Raw genomic sequence first — 14,380 nt, 5'->3', positions numbered from 1 at the left:
CCCCACGACCTCCGGGGCGAGATCGGGCCACGACCCCTGACGTAGGCTGGCGATCGTGACCATTGCACCCGAGGGACGCAGGATGCTGCGCGTCGAGGCCCGCAACGCGGAGACGCCGATCGAGAAGAAGCCCGACTGGATCCGGACGCGCGCCACCATGGGCCCCGAGTACTCAGAGCTCAAGGGGCTGGTCAGGAGCGGCGGGCTGCACACGGTGTGCGAGGAAGCCGGCTGCCCGAACATCTTCGAGTGCTGGGAGGACCGCGAGGCGACGTTCCTCATCGGTGGCGACCAGTGCACGCGCCGCTGCGACTTCTGCCAGATCGACACCGGGAAGCCGACCGACCTCGACACCGACGAGCCGCGTCGCGTGGCCGAGTCCGTCCTCGCGATGGGGCTGCGGTACTCGACGGTCACCGGCGTGGCCCGCGACGACCTCGCCGACGGCGGCGCCTGGCTGTACGCGGAGACCGTGCGCCAGATCCACTCGCTCAACCCCGGGACCGGAGTCGAGCTCCTGATCCCCGACTTCAACGCCGAGCCTGGCCTGCTCGCCGAGGTCTTCGCGTCGCGCCCCGAGGTGCTCGGCCACAACCTCGAGACCGTGCCGCGGATCTTCAAGGCGATCCGACCTGGCTTCCGGTACGAACGCTCGCTGTCGGTTCTCACCGCCGCGCACGACGCCGGTCTCGTGACGAAGTCGAACCTGATCCTCGGCATGGGCGAGACCTATGACGAGATCGTCGAGGCCCTCGAGGCGCTGCACGGCGCCGGGTGCGACCTCCTCACGATCACCCAGTACCTGCGCCCGTCGGTCCGCCACCACCCCGTCGACCGCTGGGTCCGCCCGGAGGAGTTCGTCGCGCTCGCCGAGGAGGCCGAACGCATCGGGTTCCTCGGGGTGATGTCCGGTCCGCTGGTGCGGTCGTCGTACCGCGCCGGGCGCCTCTGGGGCCAGGCCATGCGCCGCCGCGGCGAGGAGATCCCGGCTGCGCTCGCGCATCTTGCCGAGCCGACGAGCTCCCGCCAGGAGGCCCGGAGCCTGCTCTCCCGCTGAAGGCGTCGCAGCGGCGATGGCCGAGGTCGATCCACGACTAGACTCTCCGACCATGGCCCGCAAGAACTCCGACGCGTCCGTCGGCCCGTCCACCTCGAAGCCCCGGTGGTACCGCCAGCTCTGGCAGGCGTACCGGATGACCCGCGAGGTCGACCCCTCGGTCCTGTGGTGGATGCTGACCACCGTCGTCGGCACGCTCGTGGTGTTCCTGATCATCGGGATCTTCACGAACAGCCCCGTGTTCTGGCTGATCATGGGCCTGCCGTTCGGGGTCCTCGGTGCGACGATCATCCTGGCGCGGCGAGCGGAGAAGGCCGCCTACGGGCGCCTCGAAGGCCAGCCCGGCGCCTCTCTCGCGGCCCTCGGGACGATCCGGCGCGGCTGGGAGTTCGGTGACGAGCCGGTCGCGGTGGACCCGCGGACCAAGGACCTCGTCTTCCGCGGTGTCGGACGCCCCGGCATCGTCCTGATCGGCGAGGGGCCCGCCGGACGCGTCGACAAGCTGCTCGAGAGCGAGCGGAAGCGGACGACGCGCGTGCTCCCGACCGTGCCGATCACGACGATCCAGGTCGGACACGGGGCCGGACAGGTCGAGCTCCGCTCCCTCCCCCGGACGGTGCAGCGCCTCAAGCCGGCGCTGACCAAGCAGGAGGTCGCCGAGGTCAGCAAGCGGATGCGCGCTCTCGGTGCGACACGGCTGCCGGTCCCGAAGGGCGTGGACCCGATGCGCGCGCGTCCCGACCGCAAGGGCATGCGCGGCCGCTGACGGCACGCGTCATCGACGGACGATGACCGTCCCGGCCGCACGGTCGTGCATGCCGCGGCCGTCCGCGTCCCAGACGACCGCCGGGACCACGAGGCACAGCAGCACCGTCCGCACGAGGGCGCGCAGCGGTCCCGCGGGTGCGCCGTCGGGGGTCCGGACGACCAGACCGAGCAGCCGATGCCCGATCGTCGCGCCCGCCGTCCCCACCAGGACGACGGACTCGACGCCGAGGACGACGACCGGGCCCAGCGCCGTCCCACGCAGGAACGCCGACGCGATGAGCGTGCAGAGCGCCCAGTCGACGAACAGCGCCACGACCCGTCGCCCGATCGGGGCGAGGGAGCCCGACCCGGTCTCCGGGAGCCCGAGGCGTGAGCCGCGCGTCGCGCTGTCATCGCTCGGTCCGCCCTCGAGCCAGGACCCCATGTCCTCTCGCGTTGCCATCGCACGAGGGTAGCCGCGACGGATGTGAGACTCCGATCGTTACGTGGGCCGGCCCCACGTAACATGTCCGAAACATGCGGTAAATCGCGGAGTAACCGGCTGACCGTAGCCTCGACCTGCCCGGTAGGGGCACACCCGATCTGAGGAGCAGCGGATGTTCAGCAAGCCAGAGGAAGTCCTGGCGTTCATCAAGAGCGAGGACGTCAAGTTCGTCGACGTGCGGTTCTGTGACCTGCCCGGAGTGATGCAGCACTTCAACGTCCCGGCCTACTCGCTCGACCTGGACTTCTTCGTCGACGGCCAGATGTTCGACGGCTCGTCGATCCGCGGCTTCCAGGCGATCCACGAGTCCGACATGAAGCTCATCCCGGACATCTCGACGGCCTACCTCGACCCGTTCCGGGTCGAGAAGACGCTGAACATCAACTTCCACATCGTGGACCCGTACACGGACGAGCCGTACAGCCGCGACCCGCGCCAGGTCGCCGCGAAGGCCGAGGCCTACCTGCGGTCGACGGGCATCGCCGACACGGCCTTCTTCGCGCCGGAGGCGGAGTTCTACATCTTCGACGACGTCCGCTTCGAGACGAAGCAGAACGCGTCCTACGTGTACATCGACTCGATCGAGGCCGCGTGGAACACCGGCCGCGTCGAGGAGGGTGGCAACCTCGGCCACAAGACCCCGTACAAGGGCGGCTACTTCCCGGTCCCGCCGGTCGACATGTTCGCCGACATCCGCGACCAGATCTCGCTGCAGCTCGACGCGCTGGGCCTCGGTGTCGAGCGCGCGCACCACGAGGTCGGCACGGCCGGTCAGGCGGAGATCAACTACCGCTTCGACGAGCTCGCCAAGTCGGCGGACAAGGTGCAGCTCTTCAAGTACGTCGTGAAGAACGTCGCGCACGCGAACGGTCGCACCGCGACCTTCATGCCGAAGCCGCTCTTCGGCGACAACGGCTCGGGCATGCACGTCCACCAGTCCCTCTGGAAGGACGGCAAGCCGCTGTTCTTCGACGAGAAGGGCTACGGCGGGCTCTCCGACCTCGCACGCTGGTACATCGGCGGGCTCCTCAAGCACGCTCCGTCGCTCCTGGCGTTCACCAACCCGACGGTGAACTCGTACCACCGCCTGGTCCCCGGCTTCGAGGCCCCGGTCAACCTGGTCTACTCGGCCCGTAACCGCTCGGCCTGCATCCGCATCCCGGTCACCGGGTCGAACCCGAAGGCCAAGCGCATCGAGTTCCGCGTGCCGGACCCGTCGAGCAACCCGTACCTCGCCTTCGCGGCGATGCTGATGGCCGGCCTCGACGGCATCCAGAACCGCATCGAGCCGCCGGAGCCGGTCGACAAGGACCTCTACGAGCTGCCGCCGGAGGAGCACGCGCTCATCCAGCAGGTCCCGGGCTCGCTCGCCGAGGTGCTCGACAACCTCGAGGCCGACCACGACTTCCTCACGGCGGGCAACGTCTTCACGCCCGACCTGATCGCGACGTGGATCGACTACAAGCGTTCGCACGAGGTCGACCCGATCCGGCTGCGCCCGCACCCGCACGAGTTCGAGCTCTACTACGACGTCTGATCGACGCCCGGCAGGCACGACCTGCTGACGATGCGTGACCGAGCTGCACGACAGAACCCGGCCATCCGCACGATGGCCGGGTTCTGTCATTCCTCCGTGGGGCCGCCAGGTCGCCGCACGAGGGCGCGGTGCCCCCGGTGAGATGCACGTTCTCAGCCAATGACTGTCGAACCGTTACCTCGTTATGGCCCATGCTGTGACGAACCTGTACGAAATGACGGACTCGCTTTACTGTCCACGTACCGCAACCCGGTCAGAGACCCGGGTCGCGGCCTCCCGAGAGGACGATCTGTGAAGAAGAGCACACACCGCCTGGTGACCACGGTCGCCGCCGCGGCCACGGTGGCACTCGCGCTGAGCGCGTGCGGTGCCGGCCGCACCGACAGCACGAGCAGCACGAGCGGGAGCACCACGGCCGCAGGTTCGACCCTGCTGGTCGGCACGACCGACAAGGTCACCGCGATCGACCCGGCCGGCTCGTACGACAACGGCTCGTTCAACATCGAGACCCAGGTCTTCCCCTTCCTCATGAGCTTCAAGCCCGGCGGTGCCGAGCTCGCGCCCGACGCGGCGCAGAGCTGCAAGTACACCTCGGACACCGTCTACACGTGCGTCCTGCGCGACGGCCTGAAGTTCGCCAACGGCGACCCGATCAACGCGTCGACCGTCAAGTTCAGCTTCGACCGCCAGATCGCGATCAACGACCCCAACGGTCCGGCCTCGCTCCTCGGCAACCTCGAGTCCGTCAAGGCCGTCGACGACAAGACGGTCGCGTTCACCCTCAAGACGCCGAACGACCAGACCTTCCCCCAGGTGCTGGCCTCCCCCGCCGGCCCGATCGTCGACGAGAAGGTCTTCAAGGCCGACGCGATCCTCGACGACAACGCGATCGTCGACGCCAAGGCGTTCGCCGGCCCGTACACGATCACCTCGTACAAGAAGAACGAGCTCGTCGTCCTCGCCAAGAACCCTGACTACTCCGGGATCCAGGGAACGCCGAAGAACGACGGCATCACGCTGAAGTACTACGCGGACTCGAACAACCTCAAGCTGGACATCGCCAGCGGCGCGATCGACGTCGCCACGCGGAGCCTGACCCCGACGGACATCGAGAGCCTCAAGACGACGGACGGCGTCCAGGTCGTCTCCGGCCCCGGCGGCGAGATCCGGTACGTCGTGTTCAACATGAACACGATGCCCGGCAACACCCCGGAGCAGAAGCTCGCGATCCGCAAGGCGTTCGCGTACTCGATCGACCGGCAGGAGATCGCGACGCAGGTGTACAAGGACACCTACACGCCGCTGTACTCGTACGTGCCGGCCGGCCTCCCGGGTGCGGCCACGCCGTTCAAGGACATCTACGGCACCAAGCCCGACGTCGCCGCCGCCACCAAGGAGCTCTCCGCCGCCGGTGTCAGCACGCCGGTGACCCTGGACATCCAGTACAACCCGGACCACTACGGCCCGAGCTCGGACCAGGAGTACGCGGCCGTCAAGCGCCAGCTCGAGGCCACCGGGCTCTTCAAGGTCAACCTGCAGTCCACCGAGTGGGTCACCTACGCGAAGGAACGGTCGAAGGACGCGTACCCGGTCTACCAGCTCGGCTGGTTCCCGGACTTCTCCGACGCCGACAACTACCTGACGCCGTTCTTCGACAAGGGGAACTTCCTCAACAACCACTTCGAGAACGCGGACATCAGCGCGCTGCTCGCCTCTGAGCGGACCGACAGCAACCCGACGACCCGCGCCGCCACGCTCGAGAAGATCCAGACCGAGATGGCGTCGAAGTACCTGTCGACCATCCCGCTCCTCCAGGGCGCGCAGGTCGCCGTCGCCCGCAACGGTGTCAACGGCGTGAAGGACACGCTCAACGCGTCCTTCCAGTTCCGGTACTCGGTCCTCAGCAAGAGCTGACACCCGAGGACGAGGCGGGGGTCGCACGCAGGTGCGGCCCCCGCACCGTCACGTCCTGGCCGCGTCGTCGCGGCCGGCCGCCGGCCCCCACGATCGGACACCATGAACGTCAAGATCCTTCCCCGCAGTCCCCTGGTCAGGTACCTCCTGGTCCGCCTAGCGCTGATCGTCCCGACCGTGTGGATCCTGGTCACCGTCGTCTTCTTCTTCATGCGCGTGATCGGTGACCCCATCACCGCATCGCAGGGCGGGCGGCTCTCCGCCGCCCAGCTCGCCGCGCGGCGTGCAGCGGCCGGCTTCGACCGTCCGATCCTTCAGCAGTACGGCGAGTACCTCGGCAACCTCCTCCACGGAGACTTCGGGACCGCGCTGACCGACCACCGGAAGATCAGCGAGGTGCTGATCACCAACGGTGCGGCAACCCTCGAGCTGACGTTCTGGGCGCTGATCGTCGCGTTCATCGTCGGCATCCCGCTCGGTCGGCTCGCCGCGCGCTACCGCGACAAGCTGCCCGACGTCACGATCCGGACCTTCGCGGTGCTCGTGTACGCGGCGCCGGTGTTCTTCGTCGGCCTCCTGCTCAAGCTGCTCTTCTCCGCGACGCTCAACTGGCTGCCGGCCTCGGGTCGCGCCTCGGCCAACGTCGAGATCGCGCTGAACAACGTCAACCCCAAGACCAACGTGATGATCATCGACGCGATCCTGTACGGGGATCCGGGCTACATCGCCGACGTCCTGCGCCACGCGATCCTGCCCGCTCTCGCCCTCGGGCTGCTGACCGCCGGCGTGTTCATCCGTCTCATCCGGATCAACCTGCTCGAGACGATGCGCACGGACTACGTCACCGCGGCCCGCGCGCGCGGCGTCCCGGAGCGGCTGGTGGTCCGCAAGCACGCTTTCCGCAACGCCCTCGTCCCCGTCGTCACCGTCATGGGGATGCAGATCGCGATCATGCTCGGCGGCGCGATCCTCACCGAGACGACGTTCGAGTGGCAGGGCCTCGGCTACGTGCTCTCGCACTACCTGCTCGCACGCGACTTCGTCGCCGTCCAGGGCATCGTCACCGCGATCGCCGTCGTCGTGGCGGTGTCGAGCTTCCTGATCGATGTCATCAACGCACTCGTCGACCCGAGAGTGAGGTACTGATGAGCGCCCTCGTCGCCACAGAGACCGCCGACCTGGAGGCGCCGCCCCGTCGGCGCGGCTTCCCCGGTGTCGCGCTGATCCGCTCCACGCACGGGCTCCAGCGCGCGATGCTGCTGAGCGGCCTCGTCGTCATCGTCGTGTTCGTCGTCGTCGCGGTCTTCGCGCCGTTGATCGCGCCGTACGGCTTCAATGCGGACCGTGCCAACGGCGTGATCTTCGGGACGCAGCAGCCGCCGTCGGCCGCGCACTGGTTCGGCACGACGGTCGGCGGCCAGGACGTGCTCTCGCGGGTGATCTTCGGTGCGCGCACCGCGCTGACCGTGATCGTGCTCGCCGTCGCGATCTCGCTCACCGTCGGTGCCCCGCTCGGGGTGATCTCCGGGTACGTGGGTGGCAAGGTCGACCGCGTCCTCGTCCTGGTCACCGACGCCCTCTACGCGTTCCCGTCCCTGCTGCTCGCGATCGTCGTCTCGATCATGATCACCGGCGGGCGCTCGACGCCGATCGGCGGCATCGTCGCGGCGGCACTGTCGATCACGGTCGTGTTCGTCCCGCAGTACTTCCGCGTCGTCCGCAACCAGACGGTCTCGGTCAAGCACGAGCCGTTCGTCGACGCCGCGCGGATCACCGGGGCGAAGCCCGGGCGGATCATGTTCCGCCACGTGCTGCCGAACGTCTCCCAGACCATCCCGGTGCTGGCCACGCTCAACGCGTCCGAGGCCATCCTGACCCTGGCAGGCCTCGGGTTCCTCGGCTTCGGCATCGAGCCGTCGGCCGCGGCCGAGTGGGGGTACGACCTCAACAAGGCCCTGTCCGACGCGACCAACGGCATCTGGTGGACCGGCATCTACCCGGGCCTCGCGATCGTCGTCGTCGTGGCCGGAGTCACCCTCGTCGGTGAGAGCCTCAACGACATCCTCAACCCGATGCTGCGCACACGCGGCGCCGGGACGACCACCGCGGACGAGCAGGAGATCCTGCTGGCGGACGAGCCCGACGGGGCCGGCACCGACCCCGTCGCAGGTCCCGACGGCACGTCGACGGCCACCACGACGACCGAGCAGGAGGACGGGCGATGAGCGCGTCGAGCGCGACCACCCCTGACGGGGGCACCCCGATGCTGGCGCTCGACCACCTCAGCGTCACGTTCCGATCGGACGCCGGCCCCGTCCACGCCGTGCGCGAGGTCAGCTTCGACGTCGCGCCCGGTGAGATCGTCGCGGTCGTCGGCGAGTCGGGATCCGGCAAGTCGGTGAGCTCACGCGCCCTGCTGGGCCTGCTGCCGGGCACCGCCACGGTCGGCGGGCTCGCCCGGCTCGACGGTGTCGAGCTGACCGGCCTCGGTGGGGAGTCGATGCGCCGGATCCGTGGCGACCGGATCGCGATGATCTTCCAGGAACCGGCGACCTCTCTCGACCCGGTCCGGACGGTCGGCTGGCAGGTCATGGAGGCGCTCCGCGCGCACCGGCGGATGTCACGCCGCGCGGCGCACCAGCGTGCGGTCGAGCTGCTCGACCTCGTCGGCATCCCGGACCCGGAGCGACGCGTCCACTCCTACCCCCACCAGCTGTCCGGGGGGCAGAAGCAGCGTGTGATGATCGCGATCGCGATCTCCTGCGAGCCCGAGCTCATCATCGCCGACGAGCCCACGACGGCTCTCGACGTGACGGTCCAGGCCGCGATCCTCGACCTGCTCCGCGGGCTGCGCGACCGTCTCGGCACCGGGATCGTCCTCATCACCCACAACATGGGAGTCGTCGCCGACCTCGCGGACCGGGTGGTCGTGATGTACCGCGGCCAGGTCGTCGAGCAGGCGCCCGTCGCCCAGCTGTTCGCGGCACCCGCGCACCCGTACACCCAGCGTCTGCTGGCCGCTGTGCCCTACCTCGGGCAGGGGCGCTCGGGCATCGACGCCGGGGCCGCACCCACGTCTCCGGCCGGCACGACCACGCCCGACTCCCTCGCCGGGGCCGGGCACGAGGCCCCGGCTGCCCGGGTCACCTCGTTCACCGGGTCCGGCGGGACCGGCCGCGAGGCCGCGTCGTCGTCCGGCACCCCTGCCCTCGAGGTCCGCGACCTCGTGGTCGAGTTCCCCGGCCGGCTCGGCAGCCCACGGGTGCGAGCCGTCGAGGGTGTCTCCCTGACGATCGCCCCCGGACGGGTGCTCGGCCTGGTCGGCGAGTCGGGGTCGGGCAAGACCACCGTCGGCCGGACGGTCGTCGGCCTGGTCCCGGCGACCAGTGGCAGCATCGACGTCTTCGGGACGGACCTGCGCACCGCGTCACCGCACACCCTGCGTGACCTCCGGCGGCGGTTCGGCTTCGTGTTCCAGGACCCGGCGGCCTCCCTGAACCCGCGTGCGAGCGTCGGGGCCTGCATCGCCGAGCCGCTGTCGGTGCACAAGGTCGGCACGGACGCCTCCCGGCACAAGCGGGTCGCGGAGCTGCTCGAGGCGGTCGAGCTCCCTGCCGCGTTCGCCAAGCGCTACCCGCACGAGCTCTCCGGCGGCCAGCGTCAGCGGGTGAGCCTCGCACGCGCGCTCGTCCTCGGACCGGACCTGCTCATCGCGGACGAGCCGACGAGTGCGCTGGACGTCTCGGTGCAGGCGACGGTGCTGCACCTGTTCCAGGAGCTCCAGCGCGAGATGGGCTTTGCGTGCCTGTTCATCAGCCACGACCTCGCCGTCGTGGACATCGTGGCGCACGACGTCGCGGTGATGAGCCTGGGCAAGCTCGTCGAGGTCGGGACGACGGCCGAGGTCCTCAGCGCACCGCAGCACCCGTACACGCGGGCGCTGCTCGCGGCCGTCCCGGTGCCGGACCCGGCAGCTCAGCGGGAACGGCGCGAGGTGCGCGCGGCACTTCTCGCCGCCGGCTCGGTCGCGTCCTGACCGGTCGGCGACGGCTCCCACGACAGGGGTCGCCGCCGACCCGGGTCGCCCGCGCGGACGCGCAACGACGTCAACGCCGCGCGTCGCCGCCGCTAGGCGTAGAAGACGCGTTCGACGACCGCCCGGGCCCGGCGTGCCTTGCGGAGGTGCTCCTCCTCGAGGTCGCCGGCGTGCCCGGCCGGCAGACCGACGATGCGCGCCAGTCCGGCGAGGTCCTGCCGGTCGTGCGGGAGGACGTCGGCCTGCGCACCACCCGTTCGACCGGACCACAGCACGATCGCGTCGCGCAGGCGTGAGGCGCTCTCCCACGCCTCGGTGAGGACTGTCGCGTCGTCCGAGGCGATCAGGCCGGCCGCTGCCGCAGCCTCGAGCGCCTCCAGCGTCGCCGTCGTCCGCAGCCCCGGCACCTCGAACGCGTGCTGGAGCTGGAGGAGCTGGACGGTCCACTCGACGTCGGCCAGACCGCCACGACCGAGCTTCAGGTGACGGTTCGGGTGGACGCCCCTCGGCAGCCGCTCCGACTCGACCCGCGCCTTGATCCGGCGCACCTCACGGACGACGGACGGGTCGAGCCCACCCTGCGGGTAGCGCAGCGGGTCGACGAGTGCCACGAACCGCTCACCCAGCTCCGGGTCGCCGGCGACCGGCCGCGCGCGGAGCAGGGCCTGGCTCTCCCAGGGTGACGACCAGCGCGCGTAGTACTCCACGTACGAGTCGAAGGACCGGACGAGCGGACCGTTGCGTCCCTCCGGTCGCAGCGCGGCGTCCACCTCGAGCGCCGGTTCCGGGCCGACGGCCCCGAGCAGGTAGCGCAGCCGGCTCGCCACGGTCGACGCGTACTCCTGGGCGACCTCGTCGTCCACCCCGGGGTAGGGGTCGTGGACGAACATCACGTCGGCGTCCGAGGAGTACCCCATCTCGCTCCCGCCGAACCTCCCCATCGCCACCACGAGCATCCGGGTCGGCGACCGCTCGAGCCCCGCACGTGCTTCGGACTCCGCCGCGCGCAGCACCCCGGCGAGCACGACGTCGGCGGCGACCGTCAGGGTGTGGGCCGCAGTGGTGCTCGTGACGACGCCGAGGACGTCTGCCGCGGCGGTCCGCGCGAGCTCTCGCCGACGCAGCGCCCGCAGGGCGGTTGCGGCCGCCTCCGCCCCCGTCGCCCGCGACACGATCGCGTCGGCCTCCGCCCCGAGCCGCTGCGCGCTCCGGCCGACCAGCTCGGCGTCGTCCGCCAGCCACGCCACCGACTCCGGGGACCGGGTCAGCGCGTCGGCGACGTAGCGCGAGGTCGAGAGCACCGTGGCGAGCCGGCGTGCGGCCGTCCCCGAGTCGCGCAGCAGCTTGAGGTACCAGTGCGTCGAGCCGAGCTCGTCCGACAGCCGGCGGAACGCCAGGAGACCGGCATCCGGTGCGGCTCCGTCGGCGAACCAGCCGATCATCACCGGCAGCAGCTGCCGCTGGATCGCGGCCCGGCGCGACAGCCCCTCGGTGAGCGCCGCGATGTGCCGCATCGCGCCCGCCGGGTCGGTGTACCCGATCGCGGCCAGCCGTGCGCGGGCCGCCTCGGGGGCGAGGCTCGCCTCCTCGGTCGACAGCTGCGCCATGGCCGGCAGCAGGGGCCGGTAGAAGAGCTCCTCGTGCAGGTGCCGGACCTGGCGCCGTACCGAGCGCCACCGCTCGTCGAGCCCGTCGGCACCGACGGTGCGCATGCCGACCGAGCGGGCCAACCGGCGCAGGTCGGCCGGCGCCGACGGCATCAGGTGGGTGCGCCGCAACCGGTACAGCTGGATGCGGTGCTCGAGCGACCGCAGGAGCCGGTAGCACTGGGCGAGCTCGGCCGCGTCGGACCGCCCGACGTACCCACCCGCCGAGAGCGCGGCAAGGGCCGTGAGCGTGCCGGGGCTGCGGATCGACTCGTCGGCCCGCCCGTGCACGAGCTGCAGCAGCTGGACGGTGAACTCGACGTCCCGCAGCCCGCCCTTGCCGAGCTTGAGCTGGCGGTCGGCCTCCGCGACCGGGACGTTGTCCTCGACGCGTCGCCGCATGGCCTGGGAGTCCTCGACGAAGTTCTCCCGGCCGACGGCCGCCCACACCATCGGGTTCACGGCCTCGACGTACGCCCGGCCCAGCTCCGCGTCACCGGCGACCGGGCGTGCCTTGAGCAGCGCCTGGAACTCCCACGTGTGCGCCCAGCGCTCGTAGTACGCCTGGTGGCTGGAGAGGGTCCGCACGAGGGGGCCGTTCTTGCCCTCCGGCCGCAGCGCCGCGTCGACCGGCCAGAGCGCCGGCTCCCCCGCGGCCGTCGAGCAGGCGCGCGCCAGCCCGGCGGCCAGCTTCGTCCCGACCGTGATCGCGTGGGCCTCGTCGACGCCGTCGGGCTCGACGACGTAGATCACGTCCACGTCGCTCACGTAGTTGAGCTCACGTCCGCCGCACTTGCCCATCCCGATCACCGCGAGCCTGACGCCCGCGCCGTGGTCGTCGAGATCGGCGCGCGCGAGGGCGAGCGAGGCCTCGAGAGCGGCTGAGGCGAGGTCCGCCAGCGCCGCGGCGACGGCGGGCAGGACGTCGAGCGGGTCCGGGGCAGTGAGGTCGGTGGCCGCGATCGCCAGCAGCCGGCGCTGGTAGGCCCGCCGCATCGCATCGATGCCGGCCGTCCCGTCGAGGTCGGCGACCGGGACCGCAGCGGCAGGGTCGGCGCCGACGGCGACGAGCAGCTCCGCGCGCACCTCCTCCGCCGTGACCGCGGTCCCCGGGGTGTCGTCGACGAGCACGTCGAGGTGGTCGGGGTGCGCGGCGAGGTTGTCGCCGAGCGCCACCGACGCGCCGATCACGGCCAGGAGCCTGTTCCGGGCCGGGGTGGCGCGTGACAGGAGCGTGCCGAGGACGTCGACCCGCTCGCCCTGGACGACCCCGGCAAGCTTCGCGAGCGCGAGGAGAGCCTGGTCGGGGTCGGCGACGTCCGCGAGCGCGACCAGGAGACCGTCCGCCCACTCCCGGTCGACGGGCGCGAGATCGGCACGAGCCCGCTCGGACACGTCCTGGAGCTCAGGCAGTGCCCCCAGCAGCGCGACCAGGGCCGGATCCGCCAGCATCCGTTCGGCACGGAGCGCGTCGGTGAACCCGAGCCGGGTGAGTCGCCCGGCCCAGGTCCCCGTGCGGGCGGTCGTCACAGGACCCGGAGGAACCGCCGCAGCTCGTACGGGGTGACCTGGCCGCGGTACTCGTTCCACTCCTGGCGCTTGTTGCGCAGGACGTAGTCGAACACGTGCTCCCCGAGCGTCTCGGCGACGAGCTCGGACCGTTCCATGACGGCGATCGCACCGTCGAGCGACTGCGGGAGGGGCTCGATCCCGAGCGCCCGACGCTCGGAGTCCGTCAGCTCCCACACGTCGTCCTCGGCGCCCTCGGGCAGCTCGTAGCCCTGCTCGACGCCCTTGAGGCCGGCGGCCAGGAGCACGGCATAGGCGAGGTACGGGTTCGCGGCGGAGTCCAGCGCGCGGTACTCGATCCGGCTCGAGTTGCCCTTGCCGGGCTTGTACATCGGCACCCGGACGAGGGCGGACCGGTTGTTGTGGCCCCAGCAGACGAAGCTCGGCGCCTCGGCGCCGCCCCACAGCCGCTTGTAGGAGTTCACGAACTGGTTGGTCACCGCGGTGATCTCCGCCGCGTGGTGCAGCAGCCCGGCGATGAAGCTGCGGGCGACCTGCGACAGCTCGAGCGGTGCCCCGGGCTCGTGGAACGCGTTCCGGTCGCCCTCGAACAGCGACAGGTGCGTGTGCATCCCGGAACCCGGCTGGTCGACCATCGGCTTGGGCATGAACGAGGCGAAGACACCCTGCTCGAGCGCGACCTCCTTGACGACCGTGCGGAAGGTCATGATGTTGTCGGCCGTCGTCAGCGCGTCGGCGTAGCGCAGGTCGATCTCGTTCTGTCCCGGCCCTGCCTCGTGGTGGGAGAACTCGACCGAGATCCCCATCGACTCGAGCATGCTGATGGCGGCCCGCCGGAAGTCGTGGGCCGTCCCGCGCGGGACGTGGTCGAAGTACCCGGCCGTGTCGACGGGGACGAGCGGCAGCTCCGGGTCGGCCGGGTTCTCGAACAGGTAGAACTCGACCTCGGGGTGCGTGTAGAACGTGAACCCCTGCTCGCTCCCCTTCGCCAGTGCGCGCTTGAGGACCGTGCGGGAGTCCGCCATCGACGGCTCGCCGTCGGGCGTCTGGATGTCGCAGAACATCCGCGCCGTGCCGTGGTGCTCGCCCCGCCACGGCAGGACCTGGAACGTCGTCGGGTCCGGCTTGGCGATCATGTCCGCCTCGTAGACCCGGGTGAGCCCTTCGATCGAGCTGCCGTCGAACCCGATCCCCTCGCTGAAGGCGGACTCCAGCTCGGCCGGGGCGATGGCCACCGACTTGAGCGTGCCCAGCACGTCGGTGAACCACAGTCGGATGAACCGGATGTCTCGCTCTTCGACCGTACGGAGCACGAACTCCTGCTGCCTGTCCATGGCCCCCATCCTGCCTGATGAAGAGCCGCTCGTGGCGACAAGTCCGACCGGACGCGCAGGGCTGTCCGGTCCGT

General features: G+C 70.7%; 10 protein-coding genes. 7 read left to right on the top strand and 3 right to left on the bottom strand.

Features of this window, described 5'->3' with window-relative positions; translation table 11 throughout:
- Window positions 1-55: 55 nt before the first annotated feature.
- Both lipA and LJB74_RS17245 read left to right on the top strand, forming a co-directional pair.
- Window positions 56-1,057, top strand: coding sequence for a lipoyl synthase (gene lipA, locus LJB74_RS17250; protein ID WP_259309688.1), 1,002 nt, complete (start codon window positions 56-58; stop codon window positions 1,055-1,057).
- A 52-nt stretch (window positions 1,058-1,109) separates the two neighbouring features.
- Window positions 1,110-1,823, top strand: coding sequence for a DUF4191 domain-containing protein (locus tag LJB74_RS17245; protein WP_259309687.1), 714 nt, complete (start codon window positions 1,110-1,112; stop codon window positions 1,821-1,823).
- A 9-nt stretch (window positions 1,824-1,832) separates the two neighbouring features.
- Here the strand turns inward: LJB74_RS17245 and LJB74_RS17240 are convergent, their stop codons facing one another.
- Entirely contained in the window at window positions 1,833-2,267 is a 435-nt protein-coding gene (locus tag LJB74_RS17240; protein ID WP_259309686.1) for an RDD family protein, read from the bottom strand.
- Window positions 2,268-2,421: 154 nt separating this feature from the next.
- On the opposite strand from LJB74_RS17240, the gene glnA reads away from it, so the two are divergent.
- The 5 genes from glnA to LJB74_RS17215 all read left to right on the top strand — a co-directional run bounded on the left by glnA (window position 2,422) and on the right by LJB74_RS17215 (window position 9,796).
- Window positions 2,422-3,846, top strand: coding sequence for a type I glutamate--ammonia ligase (glnA, locus tag LJB74_RS17235; protein WP_259309685.1), 1,425 nt, complete (start codon window positions 2,422-2,424; stop codon window positions 3,844-3,846).
- A 291-nt stretch (window positions 3,847-4,137) separates the two neighbouring features.
- Complete coding sequence (locus LJB74_RS17230) at window positions 4,138-5,760, top strand: ABC transporter substrate-binding protein (protein WP_259309684.1); 1,623 nt, start codon at window positions 4,138-4,140, stop codon at window positions 5,758-5,760.
- A gap of 102 nt (window positions 5,761-5,862) precedes the next feature.
- Entirely contained in the window at window positions 5,863-6,906 is a 1,044-nt protein-coding gene (locus tag LJB74_RS17225) for an ABC transporter permease (RefSeq protein WP_259309683.1), read from the top strand.
- The gene (locus LJB74_RS17220) at window positions 6,906-7,985 is read left to right on the top strand and encodes an ABC transporter permease (RefSeq protein ID WP_259309682.1); all 1,080 of its coding nucleotides are present in this window, start codon (window positions 6,906-6,908) and stop codon (window positions 7,983-7,985) included. The genes LJB74_RS17225 and LJB74_RS17220 overlap by 1 nt, the downstream gene beginning before the upstream one ends.
- Complete coding sequence (locus LJB74_RS17215) at window positions 7,982-9,796, top strand: ABC transporter ATP-binding protein (RefSeq protein ID WP_259309681.1); 1,815 nt, start codon at window positions 7,982-7,984, stop codon at window positions 9,794-9,796. The genes LJB74_RS17220 and LJB74_RS17215 overlap by 4 nt, the downstream gene beginning before the upstream one ends.
- Window positions 9,797-9,888: 92 nt before the next feature.
- On the opposite strand, the gene LJB74_RS17210 is transcribed toward LJB74_RS17215, so the two are convergent.
- Together LJB74_RS17210 and LJB74_RS17205 are read right to left on the bottom strand one after the other, a co-directional pair.
- Window positions 9,889-12,972: a bifunctional [glutamine synthetase] adenylyltransferase/[glutamine synthetase]-adenylyl-L-tyrosine phosphorylase gene (locus LJB74_RS17210; RefSeq protein ID WP_259309680.1), complete on the bottom strand. Its 3,084-nt coding sequence runs from the start codon at window positions 12,970-12,972 to the stop codon at window positions 9,889-9,891.
- Window positions 12,969-14,306 (bottom strand): glutamine synthetase family protein, encoded by a 1,338-nt coding sequence (locus LJB74_RS17205; protein ID WP_259309679.1) that lies wholly within the window; start codon window positions 14,304-14,306, stop codon window positions 12,969-12,971. The genes LJB74_RS17210 and LJB74_RS17205 overlap by 4 nt, the downstream gene beginning before the upstream one ends.
- Between the last annotated feature and the right edge of the window lie 74 nt (window positions 14,307-14,380).

This window comes from Cellulomonas sp. P24, assembly GCF_024704385.1.
GTDB lineage: Bacteria > Actinomycetota > Actinomycetes > Actinomycetales > Cellulomonadaceae > JAJDFX01.
This window is presented reverse-complemented; position numbering and strand designations above follow the sequence as displayed.

Coding starts and splice junctions, on each gene's coding strand:
- LJB74_RS17245 (WP_259309687.1), top strand. CDS start 1,110: ATGGCCCGCAAGAACTCCGACGCGTCCGTCGGCCCGTCCACCTCGAAG.
- LJB74_RS17240 (WP_259309686.1), bottom strand. CDS start 2,267: ATGGCAACGCGAGAGGACATGGGGTCCTGGCTCGAGGGCGGACCGAGC.
- glnA (WP_259309685.1), top strand. CDS start 2,422: ATGTTCAGCAAGCCAGAGGAAGTCCTGGCGTTCATCAAGAGCGAGGAC.
- LJB74_RS17225 (WP_259309683.1), top strand. CDS start 5,863: ATGAACGTCAAGATCCTTCCCCGCAGTCCCCTGGTCAGGTACCTCCTG.
- LJB74_RS17220 (WP_259309682.1), top strand. CDS start 6,906: ATGAGCGCCCTCGTCGCCACAGAGACCGCCGACCTGGAGGCGCCGCCC.
- LJB74_RS17215 (WP_259309681.1), top strand. CDS start 7,982: ATGAGCGCGTCGAGCGCGACCACCCCTGACGGGGGCACCCCGATGCTG.
- LJB74_RS17205 (WP_259309679.1), bottom strand. CDS start 14,306: ATGGACAGGCAGCAGGAGTTCGTGCTCCGTACGGTCGAAGAGCGAGAC.